This window comes from Pseudomonas fontis (assembly GCF_028656955.1).
GTDB lineage: Bacteria > Pseudomonadota > Gammaproteobacteria > Pseudomonadales > Pseudomonadaceae > Aquipseudomonas > Aquipseudomonas fontis.
The window spans coordinates 19,962-44,077 of sequence record NZ_JAMDGY010000006.1 but is presented as its reverse complement, the minus strand read 5'-3'; the positions used below and the strand labels follow the sequence as shown (position 1 = coordinate 44,077).

24 protein-coding genes are annotated in these 24,116 nt (G+C 62.9%); 16 read left to right on the top strand and 8 right to left on the bottom strand.

Going from position 1 to position 24,116, the window contains the following annotated elements; genetic code table 11:
* Positions 1-4: 4 nt before the first annotated feature.
* The 10 genes from M5G11_RS01105 (at position 5) to M5G11_RS01060 (ending at position 9,964) form a co-directional block, all read left to right on the top strand.
* Positions 5-1,258 carry an OprD family porin gene (locus M5G11_RS01105; protein WP_273912415.1) on the top strand — a complete coding sequence of 418 codons (1,254 nt, stop codon included), beginning with the start codon at positions 5-7 and terminating at the stop codon, positions 1,256-1,258.
* A 204-nt stretch (positions 1,259-1,462) separates the two neighbouring features.
* Positions 1,463-2,419, top strand: coding sequence for an AraC family transcriptional regulator (locus M5G11_RS01100; protein WP_273912414.1), 957 nt, complete (start codon positions 1,463-1,465; stop codon positions 2,417-2,419).
* 105 nt (positions 2,420-2,524) lie between these two features.
* Positions 2,525-3,883, top strand: coding sequence for a benzoate 1,2-dioxygenase large subunit (benA, locus tag M5G11_RS01095; RefSeq protein ID WP_273912413.1), 1,359 nt, complete (start codon positions 2,525-2,527; stop codon positions 3,881-3,883).
* A complete protein-coding gene (gene benB, locus M5G11_RS01090) occupies positions 3,880-4,368 on the top strand; it encodes a benzoate 1,2-dioxygenase small subunit (RefSeq protein ID WP_273912412.1) in 489 nt (162 codons plus the stop codon). Before benA ends, benB begins: the two co-directional genes overlap by 4 nt.
* A 25-nt stretch (positions 4,369-4,393) precedes the next feature.
* On the top strand, positions 4,394-5,401 hold the full coding sequence (gene benC / locus M5G11_RS01085) for a benzoate 1,2-dioxygenase electron transfer component BenC (RefSeq protein WP_273912411.1): 1,008 nt from the start codon (positions 4,394-4,396) through the stop codon (positions 5,399-5,401).
* A gap of 64 nt (positions 5,402-5,465) precedes the next feature.
* Positions 5,466-6,227, top strand: a complete 762-nt coding sequence (locus tag M5G11_RS01080; protein ID WP_273912410.1) for a 1,6-dihydroxycyclohexa-2,4-diene-1-carboxylate dehydrogenase — start codon at positions 5,466-5,468, stop codon at positions 6,225-6,227.
* Positions 6,228-6,246: 19 nt separating this feature from the next.
* Positions 6,247-7,368, top strand: a complete 1,122-nt coding sequence (locus M5G11_RS01075; RefSeq protein ID WP_273912409.1) for a muconate cycloisomerase family protein — start codon at positions 6,247-6,249, stop codon at positions 7,366-7,368.
* Between the two features lie 15 nt (positions 7,369-7,383).
* Entirely contained in the window at positions 7,384-7,674 is a 291-nt protein-coding gene (gene catC, locus M5G11_RS01070) for a muconolactone Delta-isomerase (protein ID WP_273912408.1), read from the top strand.
* Between the two features lie 44 nt (positions 7,675-7,718).
* Positions 7,719-8,651 (top strand): catechol 1,2-dioxygenase, encoded by a 933-nt coding sequence (catA, locus tag M5G11_RS01065; RefSeq protein ID WP_273912407.1) that lies wholly within the window; start codon positions 7,719-7,721, stop codon positions 8,649-8,651.
* 119 nt (positions 8,652-8,770) lie between these two features.
* Positions 8,771-9,964 (top strand): benzoate/H(+) symporter BenE family transporter, encoded by a 1,194-nt coding sequence (locus tag M5G11_RS01060; protein ID WP_273912406.1) that lies wholly within the window; start codon positions 8,771-8,773, stop codon positions 9,962-9,964.
* 3 nt (positions 9,965-9,967) lie between these two features.
* Here the strand turns inward: M5G11_RS01060 and lpdA are convergent, their stop codons facing one another.
* Positions 9,968-11,368 (bottom strand): dihydrolipoyl dehydrogenase, encoded by a 1,401-nt coding sequence (gene lpdA, locus M5G11_RS01055; protein WP_273912405.1) that lies wholly within the window; start codon positions 11,366-11,368, stop codon positions 9,968-9,970.
* A 209-nt stretch (positions 11,369-11,577) separates the two neighbouring features.
* Here lpdA and cfaB point away from each other — a divergent pair, with 209 nt between their 5' ends.
* Positions 11,578-12,762: a C17 cyclopropane fatty acid synthase CfaB gene (cfaB, locus tag M5G11_RS01050; RefSeq protein ID WP_273912404.1), complete on the top strand. Its 1,185-nt coding sequence runs from the start codon at positions 11,578-11,580 to the stop codon at positions 12,760-12,762.
* A 9-nt stretch (positions 12,763-12,771) separates the two neighbouring features.
* On the opposite strand, the gene cls is transcribed toward cfaB, so the two are convergent.
* The gene (gene cls, locus M5G11_RS01045; protein ID WP_273912402.1) at positions 12,772-14,211 is read right to left on the bottom strand and encodes a cardiolipin synthase; all 1,440 of its coding nucleotides are present in this window, start codon (positions 14,209-14,211) and stop codon (positions 12,772-12,774) included.
* Positions 14,212-14,338: 127 nt separating this feature from the next.
* Here cls and M5G11_RS01040 point away from each other — a divergent pair, with 127 nt between their 5' ends.
* Positions 14,339-14,866 (top strand): DUF3617 domain-containing protein, encoded by a 528-nt coding sequence (locus M5G11_RS01040; protein ID WP_273912401.1) that lies wholly within the window; start codon positions 14,339-14,341, stop codon positions 14,864-14,866.
* 3 nt (positions 14,867-14,869) lie between these two features.
* On the opposite strand, the gene folE2 is transcribed toward M5G11_RS01040, so the two are convergent.
* Both folE2 and M5G11_RS01030 read right to left on the bottom strand, forming a co-directional pair.
* On the bottom strand, positions 14,870-15,757 hold the full coding sequence (folE2, locus tag M5G11_RS01035; protein ID WP_273912399.1) for a GTP cyclohydrolase FolE2: 888 nt from the start codon (positions 15,755-15,757) through the stop codon (positions 14,870-14,872).
* 24 nt (positions 15,758-15,781) lie between these two features.
* A complete protein-coding gene (locus M5G11_RS01030; protein WP_273912398.1) occupies positions 15,782-16,162 on the bottom strand; it encodes a glutamine synthetase in 381 nt (126 codons plus the stop codon).
* 124 nt (positions 16,163-16,286) lie between these two features.
* On the opposite strand from M5G11_RS01030, the gene zigA reads away from it, so the two are divergent.
* Complete coding sequence (gene zigA / locus M5G11_RS01025) at positions 16,287-17,495, top strand: zinc metallochaperone GTPase ZigA (RefSeq protein ID WP_273912397.1); 1,209 nt, start codon at positions 16,287-16,289, stop codon at positions 17,493-17,495.
* A gap of 55 nt (positions 17,496-17,550) precedes the next feature.
* A complete protein-coding gene (locus tag M5G11_RS01020) occupies positions 17,551-18,519 on the top strand; it encodes a CobW family GTP-binding protein (protein WP_273912396.1) in 969 nt (322 codons plus the stop codon).
* Positions 18,520-18,632: 113 nt separating this feature from the next.
* Here M5G11_RS01020 and M5G11_RS01015 read toward each other — a convergent pair whose 3' ends face one another.
* The gene (locus M5G11_RS01015; protein WP_273912395.1) at positions 18,633-19,025 is read right to left on the bottom strand and encodes a DUF3301 domain-containing protein; all 393 of its coding nucleotides are present in this window, start codon (positions 19,023-19,025) and stop codon (positions 18,633-18,635) included.
* Positions 19,026-19,145: 120 nt separating this feature from the next.
* On the opposite strand from M5G11_RS01015, the gene pdxY reads away from it, so the two are divergent.
* Positions 19,146-20,018: a pyridoxal kinase PdxY gene (pdxY, locus tag M5G11_RS01010; protein ID WP_273912394.1), complete on the top strand. Its 873-nt coding sequence runs from the start codon at positions 19,146-19,148 to the stop codon at positions 20,016-20,018.
* Here pdxY and M5G11_RS01005 read toward each other — a convergent pair.
* A complete protein-coding gene (locus tag M5G11_RS01005) occupies positions 20,015-20,500 on the bottom strand; it encodes an acyl-CoA thioesterase (RefSeq protein ID WP_273912393.1) in 486 nt (161 codons plus the stop codon). The two genes, pdxY and M5G11_RS01005, sit on opposite strands and share 4 nt — an antisense overlap.
* Positions 20,501-20,822: 322 nt before the next feature.
* On the opposite strand from M5G11_RS01005, the gene M5G11_RS01000 reads away from it, so the two are divergent.
* Positions 20,823-22,583 (top strand): cation:proton antiporter, encoded by a 1,761-nt coding sequence (locus tag M5G11_RS01000; RefSeq protein ID WP_273912392.1) that lies wholly within the window; start codon positions 20,823-20,825, stop codon positions 22,581-22,583.
* A 134-nt stretch (positions 22,584-22,717) separates the two neighbouring features.
* Here M5G11_RS01000 and M5G11_RS00995 read toward each other — a convergent pair whose 3' ends face one another.
* Both M5G11_RS00995 and M5G11_RS00990 read right to left on the bottom strand, forming a co-directional pair.
* Entirely contained in the window at positions 22,718-23,125 is a 408-nt protein-coding gene (locus M5G11_RS00995; RefSeq protein ID WP_273912391.1) for an SMI1/KNR4 family protein, read from the bottom strand.
* A gap of 112 nt (positions 23,126-23,237) precedes the next feature.
* Positions 23,238-24,089, bottom strand: a complete 852-nt coding sequence (locus M5G11_RS00990; protein WP_273912390.1) for a Tim44 domain-containing protein — start codon at positions 24,087-24,089, stop codon at positions 23,238-23,240.
* Between the last annotated feature and the right edge of the window lie 27 nt (positions 24,090-24,116).

Genomic DNA, 24,116 nt, shown 5'->3' with positions numbered 1-24,116 from the left:
CTCCATGAACAACCTTCGCCTAGCCGGGTTGCTGACCCCGCTCGCCCTGAGTGCCACCGCCCACGCCGCCGAGCCTGATTTTTTCAAGGACGCCAGCGCCACCCTGCAAGCCCGCAACTACTATTTCAGCCGCGACTTCTCCGGCATCGTCGGTGCCAACAAACAGTCCAAGGCCGAAGAATGGGCCCAGGGTTTCATCTTCAACTTCAAGTCCGGCTACACCCCCGGCACGCTCGGCTTCGGAGTCGATACCCTCGCCGTGCTCGGCCTCAAGCTCGACAGCAGCCCCGACCGCACGGGCACCGGCCTGCTGCCGGTGCAGGACTACGGCCGCGCCGCCGACAACTACAGCCGGGCCGGCGCCACCTTCAAGATGCGTTACTCGAAAACCGAGCTGAAGGTCGGCGAGCTGCAAACCAACCTGCCGATCCTGCAATACAACGATTCCCGCCTGCTGCCCCCGACCTACCAGGGGGTGAGCGTGACCTCGGCAGAAATCGACGGGCTGATCGTGCAGGCCGGGCACCTGGGGTCCACCAGCCTGCGCAACGAGGCCGGTGATGAAAAAATGATCGCCATGCTCGGTCATCTGCCCCAGCGCCAGGCCGACAGCGATGGCTTTGATTTCGCGGGTGGCGACTACAGCTTCAATGCCAACCGCAGCACCGTGAGCCTCTGGTATGGCCGCCTGGAAGACATCTATCAACAGGGCTTTGTCGGCTTCAAGCACAGCCAGCCGGTGGGGGACTGGACCTTGCTGGCCAACCTCGGCTATTTCACCGCTCGCGAGCAGGGCGAACAGCGTATCGGCGAGGTGGACAACCGTGCGTTCTACTCGCTGCTCTCGGCCAAACGCAGCGGCCACACGTTTACCGTCGGGTACCAGGGGATCTATGGCGACGATGCCTTCCCCCGGGTGTTCCCGAACATCTCGCCGCTGGGCAACGAGGTGCCGACCTATGAGTTTTCCTACACTGACGAGCGCTCCTGGCAGGTGCGTTATGACTATGACTTTGTCGCCATGGGGGTGCCGGGGCTGACCGCTACCGTGCGCTACCTGAAGGGTGACAACGTCGACACCGGGCTGGGCTTTGAGGGCAAGGAGCACGAGCGTGACCTGGACCTGAGCTACGCGGTGCAGAGCGGGGTGCTCAAGGGCTTGGGCGTTCGCCTGCGCAATGCCATGGCGCGCTCGAACTATCGCTCGGACATCGATGAGAACCGGGTGATCCTCAGTTACACCTGGACCTTGTTGTAGGTACCCAACCCTGTGGGAGCCGGCCTTGCCGGCGATGTTTTGTTGGGGAGGCTGCTGGGCAGCCATCGCCGGCAAGGCCGGCTTCCACAGAGATATTCACAGGGGGTGATGACTGTCTCGTGATCATCGCCACTCATCCCCAGGCTGGGCCACTCGCCGAACAATCGCTTAGACTGGCCGCATAACTACAATGAGTACCCTGGTATGGAGAGTCCCCTGCTCAGTGAGCGCAGCCGGGTTTTCGAGCGTGCCGATCCTTATGCCGTGTCGACCTACGTCAACCAGCATGTGGGCGTGCACCACATCCGCCTGCCGCGTTTCGGCCACCCCGAGGCGTGCCTCGACCACCGCAAGTTCGCCAGCCTCGACCTCTGCCGCATCAGCTACGGCGGCGAAGTGCGGGTCACCTCGCAAGCGCTGGAAAGCGTGTTCCACCTGCAAATCCTCCTGCGCGGCCACTGCGTCTGGCGTCGCGGGCGCGATGAGCGCGTGCTCGGCCCCGGCGAACTGCTGCTGATCAACCCCGATGAGCCAGTCGATCTGGCCTATTCCGCCGACTGCGAAAAATTCATCCTCAAGCTGCCCACCCGCCTGCTCGACAGTGTCTGCGACGAGCAACGCTGGCAACGCCCCAGCGCCGGGGTGCGGTTTATCCACAGCCACTACCAACTGCTGGCGCTGGAAGGTTTCGCCGGGTTGCTGGCGATGGTCTGCCAGGAAGCCGAAAGCAGCGAACCGCTGCTGCGCGTGCAGGAACACTACAGCCAGATCGTCGCCAGCAAACTGCTCACCCTGATGCCCAACAATGTCAGCCGCGAAGCACTGGGCAGCCACGCGGTGTCGTTCGAGCGCCTGCTCGACTACATCGAACGCAACCTGCACCAGGATATCCACAGCGAGGCACTCGCCCGCCAGGCCAGCATGAGCCTGCGCTCACTCTACGGGCTGTTCGAGCGCCACGTCGGCACGACGCCGAAACTCTACATCCGCCAGAAGAAGCTCGAACGCATCCATGCCAGCCTCGCCGACCCGGCCAGCCCGGTGCGCAACATCACCGAACTGGCCCTGGACTACGGCTTCACCCACCTCGGGCGTTTCGCCGACACCTACAAGCAGCTGTTCGGCGAGCTGCCTTCGGACACCCTCAAACGTCGCCACTGACGCATTTGCAGAAAACGGATAGCAGTCTGCACAAAGCGGATATTGCCCCCCGTCCTACCTCCCTAACCTGACATGGCCTGAACAATAACAACGGAGGCCCCGGCCATGTCCCTGGGATTCGATTACCTTAATTCCCTGCTTGAAGAAGATCAGGAGAAGGGCGTCTATCGCTGCAAGCGCGAGATGTTCACCGACCCCCGTCTGTTCGATCTGGAGATGAAGCACATCTTCGAGGGCAACTGGCTGTACCTTGCCCACGAAAGCCAGATCCCGGAAAAGAACGACTTCCTGACCACGACCATGGGGCGCCAGCCGATCTTCATCGCGCGCAACAAGGACGGGGTGCTCAACGCCTTCCTCAACGCCTGCAGCCATCGCGGCGCGATGCTTTGCCGGCACAAGAGTGGCAACCGTTCCTCCTATACCTGCCCGTTCCACGGCTGGACCTTCAACAACTCGGGCAAGCTGCTCAAGGTCAAGGACCCGGTCGACGCCGGCTACCCGGCCAGCTTCAACTGCGAAGGCTCGCATGACCTGACCAAGGTGGCGCGTTTCGAGTCCTACCGTGGCTTTCTGTTCGGCAGCCTGAACCCGGACGTGGTGCCGCTGGTGGAACACCTGGGTGAGTCGGCGAAGATCATCGACATGATCGTCGACCAGTCCGCCGATGGCCTGGAAGTGCTGCGCGGTTCGTCCTCCTACATCTATGAAGGCAACTGGAAGCTGACCGCCGAAAACGGCGCCGACGGCTACCACGTCAGTGCCGTGCACTGGAACTACGCGGCCACCCAGAACCAGCGCAAGCAACGTGAAGCCGGCGAAGAAATGAAGACCATGAGCGCTGGCGGTTGGGCCAAGAGCGGCGGTGGTTTCTACTCCTTCGACAAGGGCCACCTGTTGCTCTGGACCCGCTGGGCCAACCCCGAGGATCGCCCGCTGTTCGAGCGCCGCGACGAGCTGGCCGCCGATTTCGGCCAGGCCCGCGCCAACTGGATGATCGAGAACTCGCGCAACCTGTGCCTGTACCCGAACGTCTACCTGATGGACCAGTTCAGCTCGCAGATCCGTATTGCCCGGCCGATCGCCGTGGACAAGACCGAGATCACCATCTATTGCATCGCACCCAAGGGTGAAAGCGACGAGGCCCGCGCCCAGCGCATTCGCCAGTACGAAGACTTCTTCAACGTCAGCGGCATGGCCACCCCTGATGACCTGGAAGAGTTCCGCTCCTGCCAGATGGGCTACCAGGGCAACCGTGGCTGGAACGACATGTCCCGTGGCGCCGCGCATTGGGTCGAAGGCGCCGATGCCGCCGCGCAGGAAATCGACCTGCACCCACAGCTCAGCGGGGTACGCACCGAGGACGAAGGCCTGTTCGTGCTGCAACACAAGTACTGGCAGGAAACCATGCTCAAGGCCGTCGCCGCCGATCAGCAATTGATCCCCGTGGAGGCCGTGCAATGAGCATTTCCTTTGAAGCGGTGCGCGACTTTCTTTATGCCGAAGCCCGCTACCTGGACGACAGCCAGTGGGACCTCTGGCTGGAATGCTACGCCAGCGACGCGACCTTCTGGATGCCGGCCTGGGACGACAACGACCAGCTCACCGAAGACCCGCAGCGGGAAATCTCGCTGATCTGGTACGGCAACCGTGGCGGCCTGGAAGACCGGGTGTTCCGCATCAAGACCGAACGCTCCAGCGCGACCATGCCCGACACCCGCACCTCGCACAACATCAGCAACCTGGAACTGCTCGAGCAGGGCGACGGGCTGTGCCGGCTGCGCTTCAACTGGCACACCCTGAGCTTTCGCTACAAGACCGTCGACAGCTACTTCGGCACCAGCTTCTACACCCTCGACGTGCGCGGCGAACGCCCGCTGATCAAGGCCAAGAAGGTGGTGCTGAAGAACGACTACGTCCGTCAGGTCATCGACATCTACCACATCTGATTTGCTGCCATCTGCGAGGTGCGCCATGCACAAGATCGCCTTCAATTTCGAAGACGGGGTTACCCGCTTCATCGACGCCACCGCTGACGAAACCGTGGCCGATGCCGCCTACCGCCAGGGCATCAACATCCCGCTGGACTGCCGCGACGGCGCCTGCGGCACCTGCAAGTGCTTCGCCGAAACCGGCCGCTACGACCTGGGCCAGGAATACATCGAAGACGCCCTGAGTGAAGAGGAAGCCGAGCAGGGCTTCGTGCTCACCTGCCAGATGCGCGCCCAGAGCGACTGCGTGGTGCGGGTGCCGGCGTCTTCGCAGCTATGCAAGACCGAGCAGGCCAGCTACCAGGCCAGCATCAGTGCGGTGCGCCAGCTCTCCGACAGCACCATCGCGCTGTCGATCAAGGGCGAGGCGCTCAGCCGCCTGGCGTTCCTGCCGGGGCAGTACGTCAATCTGGGTGTGCCGGGCAGTGCCCAGACCCGCGCCTATTCGTTCAGTTCGTTGCAGAAGGACGGCGAGGTCAGCTTCCTGATCCGCAACGTGCCGGGCGGCTTGATGAGCAGCTTCCTCACCGGGCTGGCCAAGGCCGGCGACGACATGACCCTGGCCGGGCCACTGGGCAGCTTCTACCTGCGCGAGATTCGCCGGCCACTGTTGCTGCTGGCCGGTGGCACGGGGCTGGCGCCGTTCACCGCGATGCTGGAGAAGATCGCCGAGGAGGGCAGTGCACATCCCCTGCACCTGATCTATGGCGTGACCAATGACTTCGACCTGGTCGAACTGGATCGCCTGGAAGACTTCGCTGCGCGCATTGCCAACTTCAGCTTCAGCGCCTGCGTGGCCAACCCGGACAGCCAGCACCCGCTCAAGGGCTATGTCACCCAGCACATCGAGCCACGCCATCTCAACGAAGGTGACGTCGACGTGTACCTGTGTGGTCCACCGCCGATGGTCGAGGCGGTCAGCCAGTACATCCGCGAACAGGGCATCACCCCGGCGAACTTCTATTATGAGAAGTTCGCCGCCGCTGCCTGAATCCGTTTACGGGGCCGTGCGCATCGTGCGGGTACGCGCGGTCCCTTTTTTATTCGAGGTTGTCATGAACCACAGATTCGACAACAAGGTTGCGCTGGTGACCGGCGCGGCGCAGGGCATCGGCCGGCGCGTGTGCGAGCGCCTGCTCGCTGAAGGTGCTCAGGTAGTGGCCGTGGACCGTTCTGAACTGGTCTACGAGCTGGAAGGGCAGAACGTGCTGGCGCTGACCGCCGACCTGGAACAACACGCCGATTGTGCGCAGGTGATGGCGGCGGCGGTCGCCCAGTTCGGGCGGCTCGACATCCTCATCAACAACGTCGGCGGGACCATCTGGGCCAAGCCGTTCGAGCATTACCAGGTCGAGCAGATCGAAGCCGAAGTGCGTCGCTCGCTGTTCCCGACCTTGTGGTGCTGCCATGCCGCGCTGCCCTACATGCTGGCGCAGGGCAGCGGCGCCATCGTCAACGTCTCGTCGATTGCCACCCGCAGCCTCAACCGTGTGCCCTATGGTGCGGCCAAGGGCGGGGTGAATGCGCTGACCGCCTGCCTGGCGTTTGAAACGGCCGGGCGCGGCGTGCGGGTGAATGCCACGGCGCCTGGTGGCACCGAGGCGCCGCCGCGGCGAGTGCCGCGCAACAGCGCCGAGCAGAGCGAAGACGAGAAAGCCTGGTACCAGCAGATCGTCGAGCAGACCTGCGACAGCAGCCTGATGAAACGCTACGGCACGCTCGACGAGCAGGTCGGCGCGATCCTGTTCCTGGCCTCCGACGAGGCTTCCTACATCACTGGCAGCGTGTTGCCGGTTGGCGGCGGCGACCTCGGTTGAGCGCGCCTGGAGAAACCCGATGAGTCATCCCCTGATCGAAAGCATTGCGACGCTGATCGTCGACCTGCCGACCATCCGCCCGCACAAGCTGGCGATGCACACCATGCAGCGCCAGACCCTGGTGGTGATCCGCCTGCGATGCTCGGACGGCATCGAAGGCCTGGGCGAGGCGACCACCATTGGTGGCCTGGCCTATGGCAACGAGAGCCCGGAGAGCATCAAGCAGAACATCGACAGCTACTTCACCCCGCTGCTGGTTGGCCAGGACGCCAGCAACATCAATGGCGCCATGCAGCGTTTGGACAAGGTGATCAAGGGCAACACCTTCGCCAAGTCCGGCATCGAAACTGCCTTGCTCGATGCCCAGGGCAAGCGCCAGGGCCTGGCGGTCAGCGAGCTGCTTGGCGGGCGCGTGCGCGACAGCCTGGAAGTGGCCTGGACCCTGGCCAGCGGCGACACCGCGCGGGACATCGAGGAAGCCGAGCAGATGCTCGACCTGCGCCGCCACCGCATTTTCAAATTGAAGATCGGCGCCAACGCCGTGGCCCACGACCTGCGCCATGTGATCGCGATCAAGCAGGCCCTGGGCGAGCGCGCCAGCGTGCGAGTCGACGTCAACCAGTACTGGGACGAGTCGCAAGCGATCCGCGCCTGCCAGGTGCTGGGCGACAACGGCATCGACCTGATCGAGCAACCCATCTCGCGCATCAACCGCGCCGGCCAGGTGCGCCTGAACCAGCGCAGCCCGGCACCGATCATGGCCGACGAATCGATCGAGAGCGTCGAGGATGCCTTCAGCCTTGCGGCGGACGGTGCAGCCAGCGTGTTCGCCTTGAAGATCGCCAAGAACGGCGGCCCGCGCGCCGTGCTGCGCACCGCGCAGATTGCCGAGGCGGCGGGCATCGCCCTGTACGGCGGGACCATGCTCGAAGGCTCGATCGGCACCCTGGCCTCGGCCCACGCCTTCCTCACCCTGAACCGCCTGACCTGGCACACCGAACTGTTCGGGCCGTTGCTGCTGACTGAAGAGATCGTCGTCGAGGCCCCGGTGTACCGCGATTTTGCCCTGCAGGTGCCGAACACCCCCGGCCTTGGCCTGACCCTGGACGAAGAGCGCCTGGCGTTCTTCCGCCGCCCGTAAACAAGGAGAGACGCCATGTTGTTCCACGTGAAAATGACCGTGAAGTTGCCCCTGGACATGGACCCGGCCCTGGCCACCCGGCTCAAGGCCGACGAGAAGGAACTGGCCCAGCGTCTGCAGCGCGAGGGCAGCTGGCGCCACTTGTGGCGCATCGCCGGGCACTACGCCAACTACAGCGTGTTCGACCTGCCGAGTGTCGAGGCGCTGCACGACACCCTGATGCAGCTGCCGCTGTTCCCCTACATGGACATCGAGGTCGCCGGCCTGTGCCGCCACCCTTCGTCGATCCACAGCGACGACCGTTGAACGCCACGCCTGATCGCACATAACAACAATTCGAGGACACCATCATGACCGTGAAGATCGCTCACACTGCCGAGGTTCAGGACTTCTTCAAGGAGGTCAGCGGCCTGCTCAACGACCAGGGCAACCCGCGCCTCAAGCAACTGGTCAAGCGCATCGTCAACGATGTGGCCAGGCTGATCGAAGACCTGCAGGTCAGCCCGGACGAGTTCTGGACCGCCGTGGACTACATGAACCGCCTGGGCGCGCGCCAGGAAGCCGGGTTGCTGGTGGCGGGGCTTGGCATCGAGCATTACCTGGACCTGCAACTGGATGCCCAGGATGCTGAAGTTGGCCTGGGTGGCGGCACGCCGCGCACCATCGAAGGCCCGCTGTATGTTGCCGGGGCGCCGCTGGCCGAAGGCGAGGTGCGCATGGACGATGGCCGGGATGCCGGGACGGTGATGTTCCTGCAAGGCCGCGTGCTGGATGCCGACGGCCAGCCGGTGGCGGGTGCGGTGGTGGACCTGTGGCATGCCAATACCCAAGGCACCTATTCGTATTTCGACAGCACCCAGTCGGAATTCAACCTGCGCCGGCGGATCATCACCGATGGCGAGGGCCGTTACCGTGCGCGCAGCATCGTGCCGTCGGGCTATGGCTGCCCGGCGGACGGGCCGACGCAGGAGTTGCTCGACCAGCTGGGGCGCCATGGCAACCGCCCGGCGCATATCCACTTCTTCATCTCGGCCACCGGCTACCGTCACCTGACCACGCAGATCAACCTGGCGGGCGATGAATACTTGTGGGACGATTTTGCCTATGCGACCCGTGATGGCCTGATCGGTGAGCTGCGCTTTGTCGAGGACGCGGCGGCGGCGGACAAGCGCGGTGTGCAGGGGCGCTTTGCCGAGATGGACTTCGACTTCCACTTGCAGCCTGCGCCGAAGCCTGCGTGCGAGCAGCGCAGTGGGCGGCCGCGGGCGTTGCAGGACGCTTGATCGCAGGTGAATTCATCGCCGGCAAGGCCGGCTCCACCAGGGTTGGTGCACTGCATGACCCTGTGGGAGCCGGCCTTGCCGGCGATGCTGTTGAAGACACGCCAAATCCAGGAGGTCCCATGAAAGGCTTCTCTCTCAGCGCCCTGGTCGCCGGCTGCATTGCCACGCTGATTTCCTACGCCGGCCCCTTGGTGATCATCTTCCAGGCCGCCCACAGTGGGCAGCTCTCGCAGGCTCAACTGTCCTCGTGGGTCTGGGCGATTTCCATCGGCAGCGGGGTGCTCGGCATCCTCCTCAGCCTGCGCTACAAGGTGCCGCTGGTGATCGCCTGGTCCGCGCCGGGTTCGGCATTGCTGGTGGCGCTGCTCCCCGGCATCGCCTTCGCCGAAGCCATCGGCGCCTACCTGATCGCCAACCTGGTGATCCTGCTGGTCGGCCTGTCCGGCGCCTTCGACCGCATCGTCGGCAAGTTGCCACCGGCCATCTCCGCGGCCATGCTCGCCGGCATCCTGTTCAGCTTCGGCACCGGCCTGTTCGTGCAACTCAAGGCGCAGCCCACGCTGGTGCTGGCGATGTTCGTCACCTACCTGCTGTTCAAGCGCCTGGCGCCGCGCTATGCGGTGCTGGCGGTGTTGATCTGCGGCGTCAGCCTGACCCTGGCCTCGGGCGAGCTGAACCGCGACGCCCTGGTCATCGGCCTCGCCACGCCGGTGTGGACCAGCCCGGTGTTCACCTGGCATGCGATCCTCAGTGTCAGCCTGCCGCTGGTCATGGTCGCGCTGACCGGGCAGTTCGTGCCGGGCATCGCGGTGCTGCGCCAGGATGGCTATGCCACCCCGGCCAGCCCGATCATCGCCAGCAACGCTTTTACCAGCCTGCTGCTGGCGCCGTTCGGTTGCCACGGTTTGAACCTCGCAGCGATCACCGCAGCGATCTGCACCGGGCGCGAAGCGCACGACGATCCAACGCGACGCTATTGGGCGGGGGTAAGTGGCGGGGTGCTGTACCTGGTGTTGGGGGTGTTCGGCGCGACCTTGGTGTCGCTGTTCACCGCGTTCCCGGCAGCCCTGATTGCCGCGTTGGCAGGGTTGGCCCTGTTCGGCGCGATTGGTGGCGCGTTGGCGGGCGCCATGAGTGTGCCGAGTGACCGCGAGGCAGCACTGATCACCTTTCTGGTGACGGCCTCGGGCATGTCCTTCCTGGGCTTGTCGGCAGCTTTCTGGGGGCTGATCTTCGGGCTGTTCGCCCATGGCCTGCTGCACCTGCGGCGACCAGCGCCACAGGTGGGCAGGGCAGGGGTGCAGGCTGACTGAGGGTCAGATCTGCATGGCCATGCCTTCGACGTTCATCGCCGCCTGGCGCAAGGCCTCGGAGCGGGTCGGGTGCGGGTGGCAGGTGAGCGCGATGTCTTCGGCCGAAGCGGAGAACTCCATGGCCACGCAGAACTCGCCGATCATCTCGCTGACGCTCGGGCCGACCAGGTGCACGCCAAGCACTTCATCGGTGGTGGCGTCGGCCAGGACCTTGGCGAAACCTTCGGTCTCGTGGTTGATCTTGGCCCGGCTGTTGGCGGTGAAGGGGAACTTGCCGACCTTGTAGGCGCGGCCTTCGGCCTTGAGCTGCTCTTCGGTCTTGCCGACGCTGGCCAGTTCCGGACGGGTGTAGATCACGCCCGGGATCAGGTTGTAGTTCACCTCGTGCGGGTGGCCCTTGATGCGCTCGATGCAGGCTACTGCTTCGTCCTCGGCCTTGTGCGCGAGCATCGGCCCGGAGGTAACGTCGCCAATCACCCAGATGCCGGGTACGCCGCTGGCGTGGTGCTGGTTGCTGAGCATGCCGCGCTTGTCGGTCTCCAACCCGACCGTCTCCAGGCCCAGGCCTTTGGTGTACGGGCGACGGCCGATGGCGACCAGTACATAGTCGGCTTCGATGGTTTCAGCGCCACCCCCGGCAGCAGGCTCCAGGGTCAGGCTGACGCTGTCGGCCGAAGGCGTGGCTTGCGTCACCTTGCTGCCGAGCTTGAAGGTCATGCCTTGCTTGGCCAGGCAACGTTGCAGGGTCTTGGCGGTTTCTTCGTCGGTGCCTGGGCAGATGCGGTCCAGGTATTCGATCACGGTGACCTGGCTGCCCAGGCGGCGCCACACCGAACCCAGCTCCAGGCCGATCACCCCGGCGCCAATCACCACCAGGTGCTTGGGCACGCCCGGCAGCGCCAGGGCGCCGGTGGAGTCGATGATGCGCTGGTTGTCGATGGTCACGCCCGGCAACGGGGTCGGCTCGGAGCCGGTGGCAATGACGATGTCCTTGGCGGCCAGCTCGGTCACGCTGCCGTCGTCGGCCGTTACCTTGACCTTGCCGACGCCGTCCAGTTGGCCCCAGCCCTTGATCCAGTCGACCTTGTTCTTGCGGAACAGAAACTCGATGCCCTTGGTCAGGCCGGTCACGCTCTCATCCTTTTGCTTCATCATCTGCGCAAGGTTGAGGGTCGGCGTGACCTCGATGCCGAGGTTGGCGAATTCGCTGCCGACGGCTGCTTCATACAGCTCGGAGGCATGCAGCAGGGCTTTGGAGGGCATGCAACCGACATTCAGGCAGGTACCGCCGAGGGTTGCGCGGCCTTCTACACAAGCGACGCTCATGCCCAGCTGGCCGGCGCGGATGGCGGCGTTATAGCCACCAGGGCCACCGCCGATGATGACTACATCATAGGTTTTCATTGTTTTACTCCCGGATGAAGAATCGACAATGGCGCCAAGGTTAGTCTGCTGGGCCATGAATTGTATACAATTTATAGCGTTGGCTTGTGGGCGGTACGCACCGCCGGTGCAGGCGTTATAACCTGCGACTATGGTCGCGATAAGCGGAAAGATCGCGCAGATGAACTACCCTTTTTTCGTGACGTCCGATGAAAAAGGGAGGCTTATTCATGCTTGCGCAACTTCCACCTGCTTTACAAAGCCTGCGCTTGCCGCTGCGGCTGAAGCTCTGGGATGGCCATGAGTTCGATCTTGGCCCAAAACCCCAGGTCACCATCGTGGTGAAGGATCCCCAACTGATCACTCAATTAACGCATCCAAGCCTAGACGAATTAGGCGCGGCGTTTGTCGAGGGCAAGCTGGAGCTGGAAGGCACCATCAGCGAGGTCATCCGTGTCTGCGACGAGTTGAGCGTGGCATTACTCAAGGACCACGAAGATGACCAGCCGGTGCGTCGCGAGCACGACAAGGCCACCGATGCGGCGGCGATTTCCTACCACTACGACCTGTCCAACGCGTTCTACCAGCTGTGGCTGGACCAGGACATGGCGTATTCCTGTGCCTACTTCAAGACCGAGCAAGACAGCCTGGAGCAGGCCCAGCAGAACAAGTTCGAGCACCTGTGCCGCAAGCTGCGCTTGCAGGAGGGCGACTACCTGCTGGATGTCGGCTGTGGCTGGGGTGGGCTGGCGCGCTTCGCCGCGCGGGAATTTGGCGCCAAGGTGTTCGGCATCACCCTGAGCAAGGAGCAGCTCAGGCTCGGTCGCCAGCGGGTCAAGGCCGAGGGCCTGGAAGGGCAGGTGGAGTTGCAGATTCTCGACTACCGCGACCTGCCGCAGGACGGCCGCTTCGACAAGGTGGTGAGTGTCGGCATGTTCGAACACGTCGGCCATGCGAACCTCGCGCTGTACTGCCAGCGCCTGTTCGGGGCGGTGCGTGAAGGTGGGCTGGTGATGAACCATGGCATCACCGCGCGGCACATCGATGGTCGCCCGGTCGGGCGTGGCGCGGGTAACTTCATCGAGCGCTACGTGTTCCCGCATGGCGAGCTGCCGCACCTGTCGATGATCACGGCAAGCATCAGCGAGGTGGGCCTGGAAGTGGTCGATGTCGAAAGCCTGCGCCTGCACTATGCGCGCACGCTGCAGATCTGGAGTGATCGCTTGGAAGGGCAGTTGGACAAGGCGGCGAAGATGGTGCCGGAGAAGGCCCTGCGCATCTGGCGGCTGTACCTGGCCGGCTGCTCCTACGCCTTCGCCAAGGGCTGGATCAACCTGCACCAGATCCTCGCGGTGAAACCCCTGGCCGATGGCAGCCACACCCTGCCGCTGACCCGCGAAGACCTGTACCGCTGAACACCGCCCTTAGAGGATCGGTGAAATCAGCCGGGCGATACGCATCCCCAGCAACTGCAAGCGATGGGTATCGCGGCTGTCTTCGGCAGTGATCTCCCGGGCCAGGTCGAAGTCATTGTTGAGCATGGCTTCGACCTGGTCAGCGAAGGCGCGGTCCACCGTCAGCAACATGATCTCGAAGTTGAGCCGGAACGAGCGGTTGTCCAGGTTGGCGCTGCCGATGGCGCTGACCTCGTTGTCCACCAGCACCACCTTCTGATGCAGGAAGCCCGGTTGATAGCGGAACATGCGTACGCCGGCGCGCACTGCCTCGAAGGCGAACAGGCTGGAGGCGGCATAGACGATGCGGTGGTCGGGACGCGAAGGAATGAGGATGCGCACATCGACGCCGCGCAGCACCGCCAGGCGCAGGGCGGCGAACACGGCTTCATCGGGGATGAAGTACGGGCTGGTAATCCACAGGCGCTCGCGCGCCGCATGAATCGCCTCGACGAAGAACAGCGAGCAGGTCTCCTGCGGATCGGCCGGACCGCTGGCCAGTGCCTGGCACAGCACGCCGTCCTCGGGGTAGGTGTCCGGCAGGATCAGTGGCGGCAGTTGCCGCGCCGCCCAGAACCAGTCTTCGGCGAAGGACTCTTGCAGGCACGCCAGCACCGGGCCGCTGACCTGGACATGAGTGTCACGCCAGGGCGAGAGATTGGGGTTGCCGCCCAGGTACTCGTCGCCGACGTTGTGCCCACCGAGGAAGCCCTGCATGCCGTCGACCACGACAATCTTGCGGTGGTTGCGAAAGTTCACCTGGAAGCGGTTGAACCAGCCGCGCCGGGTGGCGAAGGCGCGAATGTCGACGCCGCCGTCGCGCAGGGTCTGGCTGTAGCGTGAGGGCAGGGCATGGCTGCCGACGCTGTCATACAGCACATAGATGCGCACGCCTTCGGCAGCCTTTCTCAATAACAAGTTCTGAAGCTTACGGCCCAGTTCGTCATCGTGAATGATGAAGAACTGCACCAGCACCGTGTCGCGGGCGCGCTCGATGGCGGCAAAGATCGCATCGAACGTGGCCTTGCCATCGATCAGCAGGCGCACCTCGTTGTTGGCCAGGCAGGGCATCCGGCCGAGCTTGGGCATGGCGCGCAAGGCGGCGTAGGATTCGGAGTTGCGCGCCGCCAACGCTTCCTCGACCCAGGGGCGCCAGTTCAGGTCGGCCATCGCCACGTGCATTTCCTGGTTCGCCTGGCGGCGTGCCTGGATGTAGGCGTCGAAGGTCCGGCTGCCGAAAATCAGGTAGGGGATCAAGGTGAAGTAGGGAATGAACAGCAGTGACAGCGCCCAGGCAATCGCGCCTTGTGCGGTGCGCACAGTGAATACCGCATGCAAGGCAGCGCCTGCGCCGAGCAGGTGAGCCAGGCCGATCAGGTAACCGAAGAAGTACGGGCTGTGGTAATCCATACGCATCCTGCTGTCCAAAGGCACTCCCTGCTAACAGACCATGTTCACGCCTACACTTGCAACCGAAAGCACAAAATCGCGTCTAAGCCAGAGTCCGGCGTGGTGCCGGGGTATCGAGGAGCCATACATGAAGAATCGTCTGCCACTGCTGGCACTGGCCTTGGGTCTGTCGAGCCCGTGGGCGCACGCGCAAATGCTGCAACCAGGTTTGTGGGAACTGACCACCAGCAACATGCAGGTCGATGGCAATCAAATGCCGGACATGGGCTTCATGATCGAGCAACTGAAGAACCTGCCACCCGAGCAGCGGGCGATGATTGAAGGCGGGCTGGCCAAGAACGGCATTACCGTTGCGGGCAAGGGTGTGCGCTCGTGCCTGACGCCGGAGCAAGTGAAGAGCAACGACATCCCCTTGCAGGACCCCCAGTCGGGCTGCACGCAGAAGATTACCGAGCGCACGGGCAATGTCTGGAAATTCCAGTTCAGTTGCCCGAAAGCGCAAGGCAGCGGTCAGGCCACCTTTGTCAGTGACCGGGAGTTCCGCACCCAGGTCAACGGCACCTTCAATGCCTCTGGTGTGCAGCAGAAGGGCAGCATGGACACGCGCGCTGTTTGGTTGGGCAACGACTGCGGCACAGTGAAACCTCGAACCTGAGGCTCACCATTGCCATTGGCTGTGGGCGACTGCGTCATGGGCGTGCAGGCTTTCGGCGTGTTCCACGCGAAGGTTGAAGCCGGCGATCCAGGGCAGTCGTTTCAGGGCAAGGTTCAAACGGCGCGCAGCGTCTTCACAGAACATCAGGTTCTGGCCGTTGGCCAAGGCGAAGGCTTGTTCGTCTGCGCGTTTGACTGCCGTCTGCACGGCGGTACCCAGGGCAGACTCGGCGTGGTCGATCAACGCCCGCACCGGCAATTCATCCACGCCCGCGTGCAAGCGGGTCTGCAAGTACGCCGTACTGCGTTGGCTGTGCGGCGTGGCGAGGATCCCCTGGGCGCTGCCGAGCCAGCTCAGGACAGCTTCGTGGCTCAAGCTGCGATTGCCGAAATCAGTCAGAAATTGCTGTTGAATCAATTGCCTGGCGAGTGCGGCAGAGCATGGGCAGGTGGAGGAGTAGTCCACCTGCGCATTTAGTTCCACGTGGAACACTCCGTCAGTCAGCTCCGCGTTCAGCTCAATCGGATAGGCCTTCCAGCCCGCCAATGCGCTGACCAATGCGCTGCGTTTAAGCATCACATCGAATCGCAGTCGTAGAAATGCACTGGCCGACAAGCCCTGGTGACTGTCGAGGAAGCGTTCCAGTAGACGCCGAAGCAGCGCGGCCGACAGCGGCTCATGTTCGAACGCCTCAAGCGCCAGGTACAGGCGAGACATGTGTATGCCACGGGACTCGCCATCATCCAGGCTAACGCCTGCATCCACGGATGCCCGGATTACCTGTCCATCGAAGTGCAGCGGCGCGGCGATGCCACACATGCCAACCCAATCGAGCGGGAGGGCTTGCTGGCTGAGTTGTGCGGCGATATCGGGAAGTGTCAGGGCGCTCATCGGTAAACCATCGCTAGAGAAAAGTCATTGGCAGCCGCCCAGTCGATTGCAGCGCAGATCGAAGCGCTGGCCGCTGGAGCTGGAAACGCGGTTGAGGGTTGTCCAGCCAACACGGCGGCTGTAACCGACCCAGGTTTCGCCATCGCTGGCGACGCCGGTGTAGAAGGTCAGCGGGCCGTAGCGGCTGCTGGTCTGCGCCCAGAAGCGTTTGCCCTGCGCTTCAAAACCACGCAAATAAATCGTGCTGCCGCGGGTGTGTACGCCGTAGTAATTGCCGTCGCGGTCACTGCACGCCAGCAGATGCGCGCTGCGTGTGCAGTCAGCAGGTTGTGCACGAGGCATGGCGTGTGCCGCAGCAACGGGAAACAGCAGCAACATCAACAGCCAAGGCAGTGGCAATTTCATGAGGATTCTCACGCTCTGGTGCGCCTTCGATCGATAAGCGCAAAACCGGTTGGCTGAACAGTATTGTTATACTATAACATAAAACCACAGCATCGCCCGAATGCCGCCTGATGAGGAACTGTTCATGCCCAACCGTCTTCCCGTAACCGTGCTCTCCGGCTTTTTAGGGGCCGGCAAAAGCACCCTGCTCAATCACGTCCTGCGCAACCGCGACAACCTGAGGGTAGCGGTGATCGTCAACGACATGAGTGAAATCAACATTGATGCCAGCGAGGTGCAGCGCAATGTCAGCCTGAACCGTGCTGAAGAAAAGCTGGTGGAGATGAGCAACGGCTGCATCTGCTGCACCCTGCGTGAAGATCTGTTGGAGGAGGTTGGGCGACTGGCCCGCGAAGGCCGCTTCGATTACCTGCTGATCGAGTCCACCGGCATTTCCGAGCCACTGCCAGTGGCGGAAACCTTCACCTTCCGCGATGAACAAGGGCGTAGCCTGGCTGACCAGGCGCGCCTGGATACCATGGTCACTGTGGTCGATGGCCTGAACTTCCTGCGTGACTATCAGGCCGCGCACAGCCTTGCCGAGCATGGCGAAACGCTGGGTGAGGATGACGAACGTTCGATCAGCGACCTGCTGATCGAGCAGATCGAGTTCGCCGATGTGCTGTTGCTGAGCAAGATCGACCTGATTGCCAGTGACGAGCGTGAGGAGCTCATGGCCATCCTGCGCAGCCTCAACACCCACGCGCGAATCGTGCCGATGGTCATGGGCCAGGTGCCGCTCGAGCAGATCCTCAACACCGGTCTGTTCGACTTCGAGCGTGCTGCCCAGGCGCCGGGCTGGCTGCAGGAACTGCGCGGCGCGCATATCCCGGAAACCGAGGAATATGGCATCGCCGCCACGGCCTGGCAGGCGCGCCGGCCGCTGCATCCGCAACGCTTTTTCGACTTTATCCACAGCCCGTGGAGCAATGGCCGCCTGCTGCGTTCCAAGGGGTTCTTCTGGTTGGCGAGCAAGCCGGAGGAGGCGGGCAGTTGGTCCCAGGCTGGCGGCATGATGCGTCATGGCTTTGCCGGGCGCTGGTGGCGCTTTGTTCCACGTGAGCAATGGCCGCAGGACGCCGCGAGTACCTCCGCGATCCTCGGCAACTGGACGGCGGAATCTGGCGACTGCCGCCAGGAACTGGTGTTTATCGGCCAGCACATTGATTTCGCCCTGCTGGACGCGCAACTGAGCGCCTGCCTGCTGACCGACGCCGAAATGGAGCAAGGCATCGAGGGCTGGCAGTGTCTGCCGGACCCATTCGGCCCCTGGTTTGAAGAAGAGGCGGCTTGACGGCAGGGCCTGGGACTGGAGGATAGTGTCGTCTCCTCCAGGCGAAATGGCCCCCATGCTGCAACATATCCCCACGCATCTGATTGCCGGCCCGCTCGGTGCCGGCAAGACCAGCCTGATCCGCCAGTTGCTCGCCCAGCGCCCTGTGGGTGAGCGTTGGGCGGTGCTGATCAATGAGTTCGGCCAGATCGGCCTGGATGCCGCATTGCTCAGTACCGACGACCAGGGTGTCGCGATGGGCGAGGTGGCGGGTGGCTGCCTGTGTTGCGTGAACGGCGCGCCGTTTCAGGTCGGCCTTGGGCGTCTGTTGCGCAAGGCTCGGCCTGATCGGCTGTTTATCGAGCCCTCTGGCCTGGGGCATCCAGCGCAACTGCTGGCACAGTTGGCCCAGGCGCCGTGGCAGGGGGTGTTGTCGGTGCAGCCCGCAGTGCTGGTGCTGGATGCTCAGGCATTGGCTGCCGGCATCCCCCTGCCTGCGGCGCAAGCGCAAGCCTTGAGCCACGCGGGTTTGCTGGTGTTGAACAAGGCCGACCCTGTGGACAGCGAAAAACGCCTGTGGATAAGCAAACAATTCCCGGATGTGCCGCTGTTCTGGACGGAGCAGGGTTACCTGCCACTGGACCGGTTGCCCGGCAACGGGCAGGGGCCTGTGGAAAAGTCGATTGTGGATAAACTTGTGCTACCGAATAGCGCGGCGCCCAGCCTGGCCCTGTGGACAGATCCATCGCGCCCGCTGTGTGTGCATCAACAATTGGCTGACGCCTGGAGCATCGGCTGGCAATGGCATCCCGCCCAGCCACTGGACCGGGCACGCTTGCAGGCATTTCTTGAAGGCCTTGAGTGGCGGCGGGCAAAGATGGTTATCCACAGCGCGAAGGGGTGGTTTTCGGCGAATGCTGTCGAAGGGCAGGGGCTGGAATGGCGGTCTAGCGAATGGCGCAAGGATTCGCGCATCGAGCTGATTTTTGCACAGGCGCAGGAAGTGGCTGTGCTGGAAGCGGGCATGCTTGGCTGCAGGGTGTAGCCGCTGCCGTCAGGCTGCGCTGGAGCCCATGAGGGCTCCCAAAGGCGGCGCCTGCTCTGCAGGCGAGCGCAGCCTATCGGTAGCGGCGACAAGCTTGCCGGGCTGTGGATAACTCAGTTGCGCCAGCGGTTGTGCTGCTCGCGCCACTGGTTCATCTCGATCACGTTGTCCCCAGGCGGCGGTGGCTTGATCTCGAACGGGTAGGGCGCCAGCTCGATCTGCATGGTGTGTGGGCCGAACTGGGTAACTGTGCCGGGATGGCGTTGCTCACCGGTCACCGTGAACTCAAAGTTATACACACGGGCCAGACGCTTGCGGCCATTGGCATCGCGTACAAAGCCGATGCGCTTGAGCGCCACGTTGCCGTCCAGCAGCTCCAGGTCGAGCTTCGCGCAATGCTGCTTGACCCGCTCCAGGGCCTTTTCCCGCAGCCCGTGGTTATGCCACAGCCAGGCGCCCGCCGTGGCCAGCAGCATCAGCACCAGAATATTTTCGAGGGTTAACATCTACTAGTTGCTCCAACGAGATAGGCCCAGCTTAACTGCCGTTTCGGTCTGTCGTACAGATGCTATTTGGCGCCATACTGCGCGCCTGGTTTTTACATTCGTCCGCTTTGGAAGTCCTGCATGAAACGTACACCGCATCTGCTTGCTATCCAGTCCCATGTGGTTTTTGGCCACGCCGGCAACAGTGCCGCGGTGTTCCCCATGCAGCGGGTCGGGGTCAATGTCTGGCCGCTGAATACCGTTCAGTTCTCCAACCACACTCAGTATGGCCAGTGGACAGGGGAAGTGCTTGCGCCAGAGCAAATTCCGGCACTGGTCGACGGGATTGCGACGATCGGTGAGCTGGGCAATTGCGATGCGGTGTTGTCCGGCTACCTGGGCAGTGCGGCCCAGGGGCGGGCGATTCTCAGTGGTGTGGCACGCATCAAGGCAGTAAACCCCAAGGCGTTGTACCTGTGCGACCCGGTCATGGGGCACCCGGAAAAGGGCTGCATCGTGCCAGCCGAAGTCAGTGACTTCCTGTTGCAGGAAGCCGCTGCGGTCGCCGACGTGCTGTGCCCGAATCAACTGGAGCTGGACAGTTTCTCGGGCCGTCGCGCCGACTCGCTGGAAGACTGTGTCGGCATGGCCCGCGCCCTGCTGGAGCGCGGCCCGAAGGCGGTGCTGGTCAAGCACCTGGCCTACCCTGGGCGCAAACCCGAAGACTTCGAGATGCTGCTGGTGACGGCCGAAGGCAGCTGGCACCTGCGCCGGCCGCTGTTGGCCTTCCCGCGCCAGCCGGTGGGGGTGGGCGACCTGACTGCCGGGCTGTTCCTGGCCCGGCTGCTATTGGGAGACGACTGGGTTGCAGCGTTCGAGTTCACCGCCTCGGCGGTACACGAAGTGTTGCTGGAAACCCAGGCATGCAGCAGCTATGAGCTGGAGCTGGTGCGCGCCCAGGACCGCATCGTGCACCCCCGCGTACGCTTCGAGGCGCAGCGCCTGGCCGTTTAGATCGCGTCGGCCTTGAGCTCCTGGTAGCGCTTTTCCAGTTCCTGACGGATCTGCCGACGCTGCTTGCCTTGCAGGAAGCGGCGTTTTTCTTCGCTGCTTTCCGGCTGGCGCGGCGGTACGGCCACTGGCTTGCGATCGTCGTCGACGGCAACCATGGTGAAGAAGCAGCTGTTGCTGTGTCGCACCGAACGCTCGCGGATGTTCTCGGTGACAACCTTGATACCCACTTCCATCGAGGTATTGCCGGTGTAGTTGACCGATGCCAGGAAGGTCACCAGCTCGCCGACATGCACCGGCTCGCGGAACACCACCTGGTCCACCGACAGGGTCACCACATAACGGCCGGCATAGCGGCTGGCGCAGGCATACGCCACTTCATCCAAATACTTGAGCAGGGTGCCGCCATGTACGTTGCCAGAAAAGTTGGCCATGTCCGGGGTCATCAGGACGGTCATCGACAGCTGGGCGTTTCCAGGTTCCATAGTGTGCTCACGGTAAAATTGCGCTGAGGCGGGGTGGCGACTGGTATTCACGCTTCTTTCCCCCTGTGGGATTCCCATCCTAAGAAACGGGACGCTGACGGCGGCATTGCCGTCACGCCCTTCATGCCATTCCTGGCGTCGAAATGGTCGATCTGTTTCTACATATTGCACCGCCTTTTCGCCAGAGGTGACGGTGTTAACCTCGGGGCACCCATGCAATGTGGGCTGCCAATAGTGAAAGACTAATCACCTGCCGTTCAACCAGCACGATTTCTGCTGAGTGGCGGTTCGTTCTTTGTCGCGACACAAGGAGGTACACACCATGCATGCCATCAGTTTTATTCAGGACCTGGCGGTGATCATGCTCATTGCCGGTGTGGTGACCATCCTCTTTCATCGCTTCAAGCAGCCCGTGGTGCTGGGCTACATCCTTGCCGGCTTCATCATCGGCCCGCACACCCCGCCTTTCGGCCTGATCCACGACGAAGACACGATCAAGACCCTCGCTGAGCTGGGGGTGATCTTCCTGATGTTCTGCCTGGGCCTGGAGTTCAGCCTGCGCAAGCTGTTCAAGGTCGGGGCCACGGCGTTCATCGCGGCGTTCCTGGAAATCGTCCTGATGATCTGGATTGGTTTCGAGATCGGCCGCTGGTTCGAATGGAGCACCATGGACTCGCTGTTCCTCGGCGCGATCCTGGCGATCTCCTCGACCACCATCATCGTCAAGGCGCTCAATGACCTGAAAATGAAGAACGAGCGTTTCGCCCAGCTGATCTTCGGCGTGCTGATCGTCGAGGATATTCTCGGCATCGGCATCATTGCCTTGCTCTCGGGCATTGCCGTCAGCGGCTCGGTCAGCTCCGGCGAAGTGTTCTCCACCGTCGGCAAGCTGTCGCTGTTCATGATCGTTGCGCTGGTCATCGGCATCCTGCTGGTGCCACGGCTGCTGGCCTACGTGGCGAAATTCGAAAGCAACGAGATGCTGCTGATCACCGTGCTGGGCCTGTGCTTCGGCTTCTGCCTGCTAGTGGTCAAACTGGAATACAGCATGGTCCTGGGCGCCTTCCTGATCGGCGCGATCATGGCCGAGTCGCGCCAGTTGCTGAAGATCGAGCGGCTGATCGAGCCGGTGCGCGACTTGTTCAGTGCGATCTTCTTCGTCGCCATCGGCTTGATGATCGACCCGAGCGTGCTGCTCGAATATGCCTGGCCGATCGTGGTCATCACCATCGCCGTGGTGCTCGGCAAGATGATCTCCTGCGGCCTCGGCGCCTTTATCGCCGGCAATGACGGGCGTACCTCGCTGCGGGTCGGGATGGGCCTTTCACAGATTGGCGAGTTTTCCTTCATCATCGCGGCACTGGGCATGACCCTGCAGGTCACCAGTACCTTCCTTTACCCGGTGGCCGTGGCCGTTTCGGCGATCACCACGCTACTGACCCCCTACCTGATTCGTGCGGCCGACCCGCTGTCACTCAAGCTGGCCAAGGTCGTGCCCGGGCGCCTGGCGCGTGTGCTGTCGCTGTACGGAGAGTGGTTGCGCAGCATCCAGCCGCAAGGCGAGAGCGCCATGCTGGCCTCGATGATCCGGCGGATCCTGCTGCAAGTGGGGGTCAACCTGGCCTTGGTGGTGGCGATCTTCTTCAGCGGTGGCTATTTCGCCGCGCGCATCGGCACCTACCTGAGCGAATGGATCAGCGACGTCGCCCAGCAGAAGGCGCTGATCTGGGGCGCGGCGCTGTTGCTGTCGCTGCCCTTCCTGATTGCCGCGTATCGCAAGCTCAAGGCCCTGTCGATGCTGCTGGCGGAGATGGGGGTCAAGCCGGAGATGGCCGGGCGGCATACCCAGCGGCTGAGGCGGGTGATCGCCGAGGTGATCCCGCTGTTGTCGCTGCTGGTGATTTTCCTGCTGCTGTCGGCGTTGTCGGCGAGCATCCTGCCGACCAACGAGCTGCTGCTGGTGATCGCGGTGGTGGCGGCGGGTGTGGTGGCGTTGCTCTGGCGCTGGTTCGTGCGGGTGCACACGCGCATGCAGATCGCTTTGCTGGAGACGCTGGACAACCAGAAGGAGCATCACCACTGAGGGTGATGCGCTCCTGCACGAGCGGGTCGTATGTCCGAGGGGATGGAGCGGTAGCGACGTCGCCGTGCAGGAATGCACGGCGATTCTACGAACAATGATGGCTAGGAGCTATCATTTTGTCGTGCTGTGCCCGATCAGCTTTCCAGCCAGACGTCGCGGGCCCAGTGCCATACCGATTCCCAGCTTTCTTCGGTGACCAGTTCTTCTTCGGCGGACCACAGCACCACGGTGCCGTCTTCCTCGACGCAGTAGTAGTCGTCACCGTCCTGGCAGATCGGGATCAGGTCGCGTGGCACGCCGGCGTCCCAGGCGTTGGCAGCGACCTCCGGCAGGTAGGTGTGCGACTGCGGGTCGGTGATGGTGACCGGTTCAAGGGTGCCATAGACCACATCGCTGACCGTGAGCAGGAACTCCTTGAAGACGAACGGAATGTTGATGAACAACTCTTCTTCGACCTCGACCAGCTGATCTTCATCAGGCAGTTCGAGCGGCACGGGGACCGGTTCGTTGGCTTCACGGAGTTGCTCGATGACTTCTTCCACAGTTCTATCCTCTAACCTTTTCGACACGCTGCGCGTTATACCCTAGTAGGGCACTGCGCTAAAAGCAAAACCCCGGGACAGGCCCGGGGTTTTTTTGTGCAATGCCTCAAGATCAGCCGTTTTGGCGGATACCGGCGACCAGCCAAGGCTGGTTTTCGCCAGGAGCACGCTCCATGTTCCAGCTTTCGCTGAACACTTCGCCCTGGTCGAAGCGCGAGGTCTTCGAGACACCGGTGAAGGTCAGGGTGGCCATGGTCTTGTCGCTACGATCATCAACGCCTTCAAGCTGCACGTTCAGGTCGTCGATGTAGGTGGCCTGGAAGCCATCACCCAGTGCAGCGCGTTCCTGTTTCAGGAACTGCAGCATTTGCGGGGTAACGAACTCTTCGATCTTGTCCATTTCGTTGGCATCCCAGTGCTGCTGCAGCGACTGGAAGTGGCTACGGGCGGCAGCCAGGAAGCTTTGCTCGTTGAACCAGGCCGGTGCGTTGATCACTGGGCGGGCGCTGGCAGCAGGGGCTGCGGAGCCACCGAAGATCGACGGTTGGGCAGGCTGCTGGAAGGCTTCACGCTGCATCGGTGCACCACCGGCGGCGGCCATTTGTGGCTGCTGCTTGCGGCGACGGGCGGCGATGAAGCGGAAGATCAGGAAGGCGATAACCGCCATGATCAGCATGTCGAAGATCTGCATGCCCTGGAAGCCGTCGCCCATGAACATGGAGGCGAGCAGGCCACCGGCGGCGATACCGGCCAACGGGCCGAGCCACTTCGAGGCACCGCTGGCGGCAGGCGCACGGCCTGGAGCGGTTGGGGTGGCACCTGGGGTTGCAGGCGTAGCCTGGCGGGTCTGGTGAGTTGGCGCGGCACCCGAGCTCTTGCCACCGCCGAAGCGTTTGGCATTAGCGTCGATGCTCATCGTCAGGCCGATGCACAGCGCCAGGGCGATGCTAAGAAAACGTTGCATAGAAGGGAATTCCCATTTTGTGGATTG

Excerpts from the sequence above, each read along its gene's own strand:
- M5G11_RS01080 (WP_273912410.1), top strand. The coding sequence starts at position 5,466 with ATGAACCACAGATTCGACAACAAGGTTGCGCTGGTGACCGGCGCGGCG.
- benB (WP_273912412.1), top strand. The coding sequence starts at position 3,880 with ATGAGCATTTCCTTTGAAGCGGTGCGCGACTTTCTTTATGCCGAAGCC.
- lpdA (WP_273912405.1), bottom strand. The coding sequence starts at position 11,368 with ATGAAAACCTATGATGTAGTCATCATCGGCGGTGGCCCTGGTGGCTAT.
- M5G11_RS01005 (WP_273912393.1), bottom strand. The coding sequence starts at position 20,500 with ATGGAACCTGGAAACGCCCAGCTGTCGATGACCGTCCTGATGACCCCG.
- cls (WP_273912402.1), bottom strand. The coding sequence starts at position 14,211 with ATGGATTACCACAGCCCGTACTTCTTCGGTTACCTGATCGGCCTGGCT.
- M5G11_RS01030 (WP_273912398.1), bottom strand. The coding sequence starts at position 16,162 with ATGAAATTGCCACTGCCTTGGCTGTTGATGTTGCTGCTGTTTCCCGTT.
- M5G11_RS00990 (WP_273912390.1), bottom strand. The coding sequence starts at position 24,089 with ATGCAACGTTTTCTTAGCATCGCCCTGGCGCTGTGCATCGGCCTGACG.
- M5G11_RS01060 (WP_273912406.1), top strand. The coding sequence starts at position 8,771 with ATGAAAGGCTTCTCTCTCAGCGCCCTGGTCGCCGGCTGCATTGCCACG.
- benC (WP_273912411.1), top strand. The coding sequence starts at position 4,394 with ATGCACAAGATCGCCTTCAATTTCGAAGACGGGGTTACCCGCTTCATC.
- zigA (WP_273912397.1), top strand. The coding sequence starts at position 16,287 with ATGCCCAACCGTCTTCCCGTAACCGTGCTCTCCGGCTTTTTAGGGGCC.
- M5G11_RS01075 (WP_273912409.1), top strand. The coding sequence starts at position 6,247 with ATGAGTCATCCCCTGATCGAAAGCATTGCGACGCTGATCGTCGACCTG.
- M5G11_RS01100 (WP_273912414.1), top strand. The coding sequence starts at position 1,463 with ATGGAGAGTCCCCTGCTCAGTGAGCGCAGCCGGGTTTTCGAGCGTGCC.
- benA (WP_273912413.1), top strand. The coding sequence starts at position 2,525 with ATGTCCCTGGGATTCGATTACCTTAATTCCCTGCTTGAAGAAGATCAG.
- folE2 (WP_273912399.1), bottom strand. The coding sequence starts at position 15,757 with ATGAGCGCCCTGACACTTCCCGATATCGCCGCACAACTCAGCCAGCAA.
- catC (WP_273912408.1), top strand. The coding sequence starts at position 7,384 with ATGTTGTTCCACGTGAAAATGACCGTGAAGTTGCCCCTGGACATGGAC.
- catA (WP_273912407.1), top strand. The coding sequence starts at position 7,719 with ATGACCGTGAAGATCGCTCACACTGCCGAGGTTCAGGACTTCTTCAAG.
- M5G11_RS01105 (WP_273912415.1), top strand. The coding sequence starts at position 5 with ATGAACAACCTTCGCCTAGCCGGGTTGCTGACCCCGCTCGCCCTGAGT.
- cfaB (WP_273912404.1), top strand. The coding sequence starts at position 11,578 with ATGCTTGCGCAACTTCCACCTGCTTTACAAAGCCTGCGCTTGCCGCTG.
- M5G11_RS01000 (WP_273912392.1), top strand. The coding sequence starts at position 20,823 with ATGCATGCCATCAGTTTTATTCAGGACCTGGCGGTGATCATGCTCATT.
- pdxY (WP_273912394.1), top strand. The coding sequence starts at position 19,146 with ATGAAACGTACACCGCATCTGCTTGCTATCCAGTCCCATGTGGTTTTT.
- M5G11_RS01020 (WP_273912396.1), top strand. The coding sequence starts at position 17,551 with ATGCTGCAACATATCCCCACGCATCTGATTGCCGGCCCGCTCGGTGCC.
- M5G11_RS01015 (WP_273912395.1), bottom strand. The coding sequence starts at position 19,025 with ATGTTAACCCTCGAAAATATTCTGGTGCTGATGCTGCTGGCCACGGCG.
- M5G11_RS01040 (WP_273912401.1), top strand. The coding sequence starts at position 14,339 with ATGAAGAATCGTCTGCCACTGCTGGCACTGGCCTTGGGTCTGTCGAGC.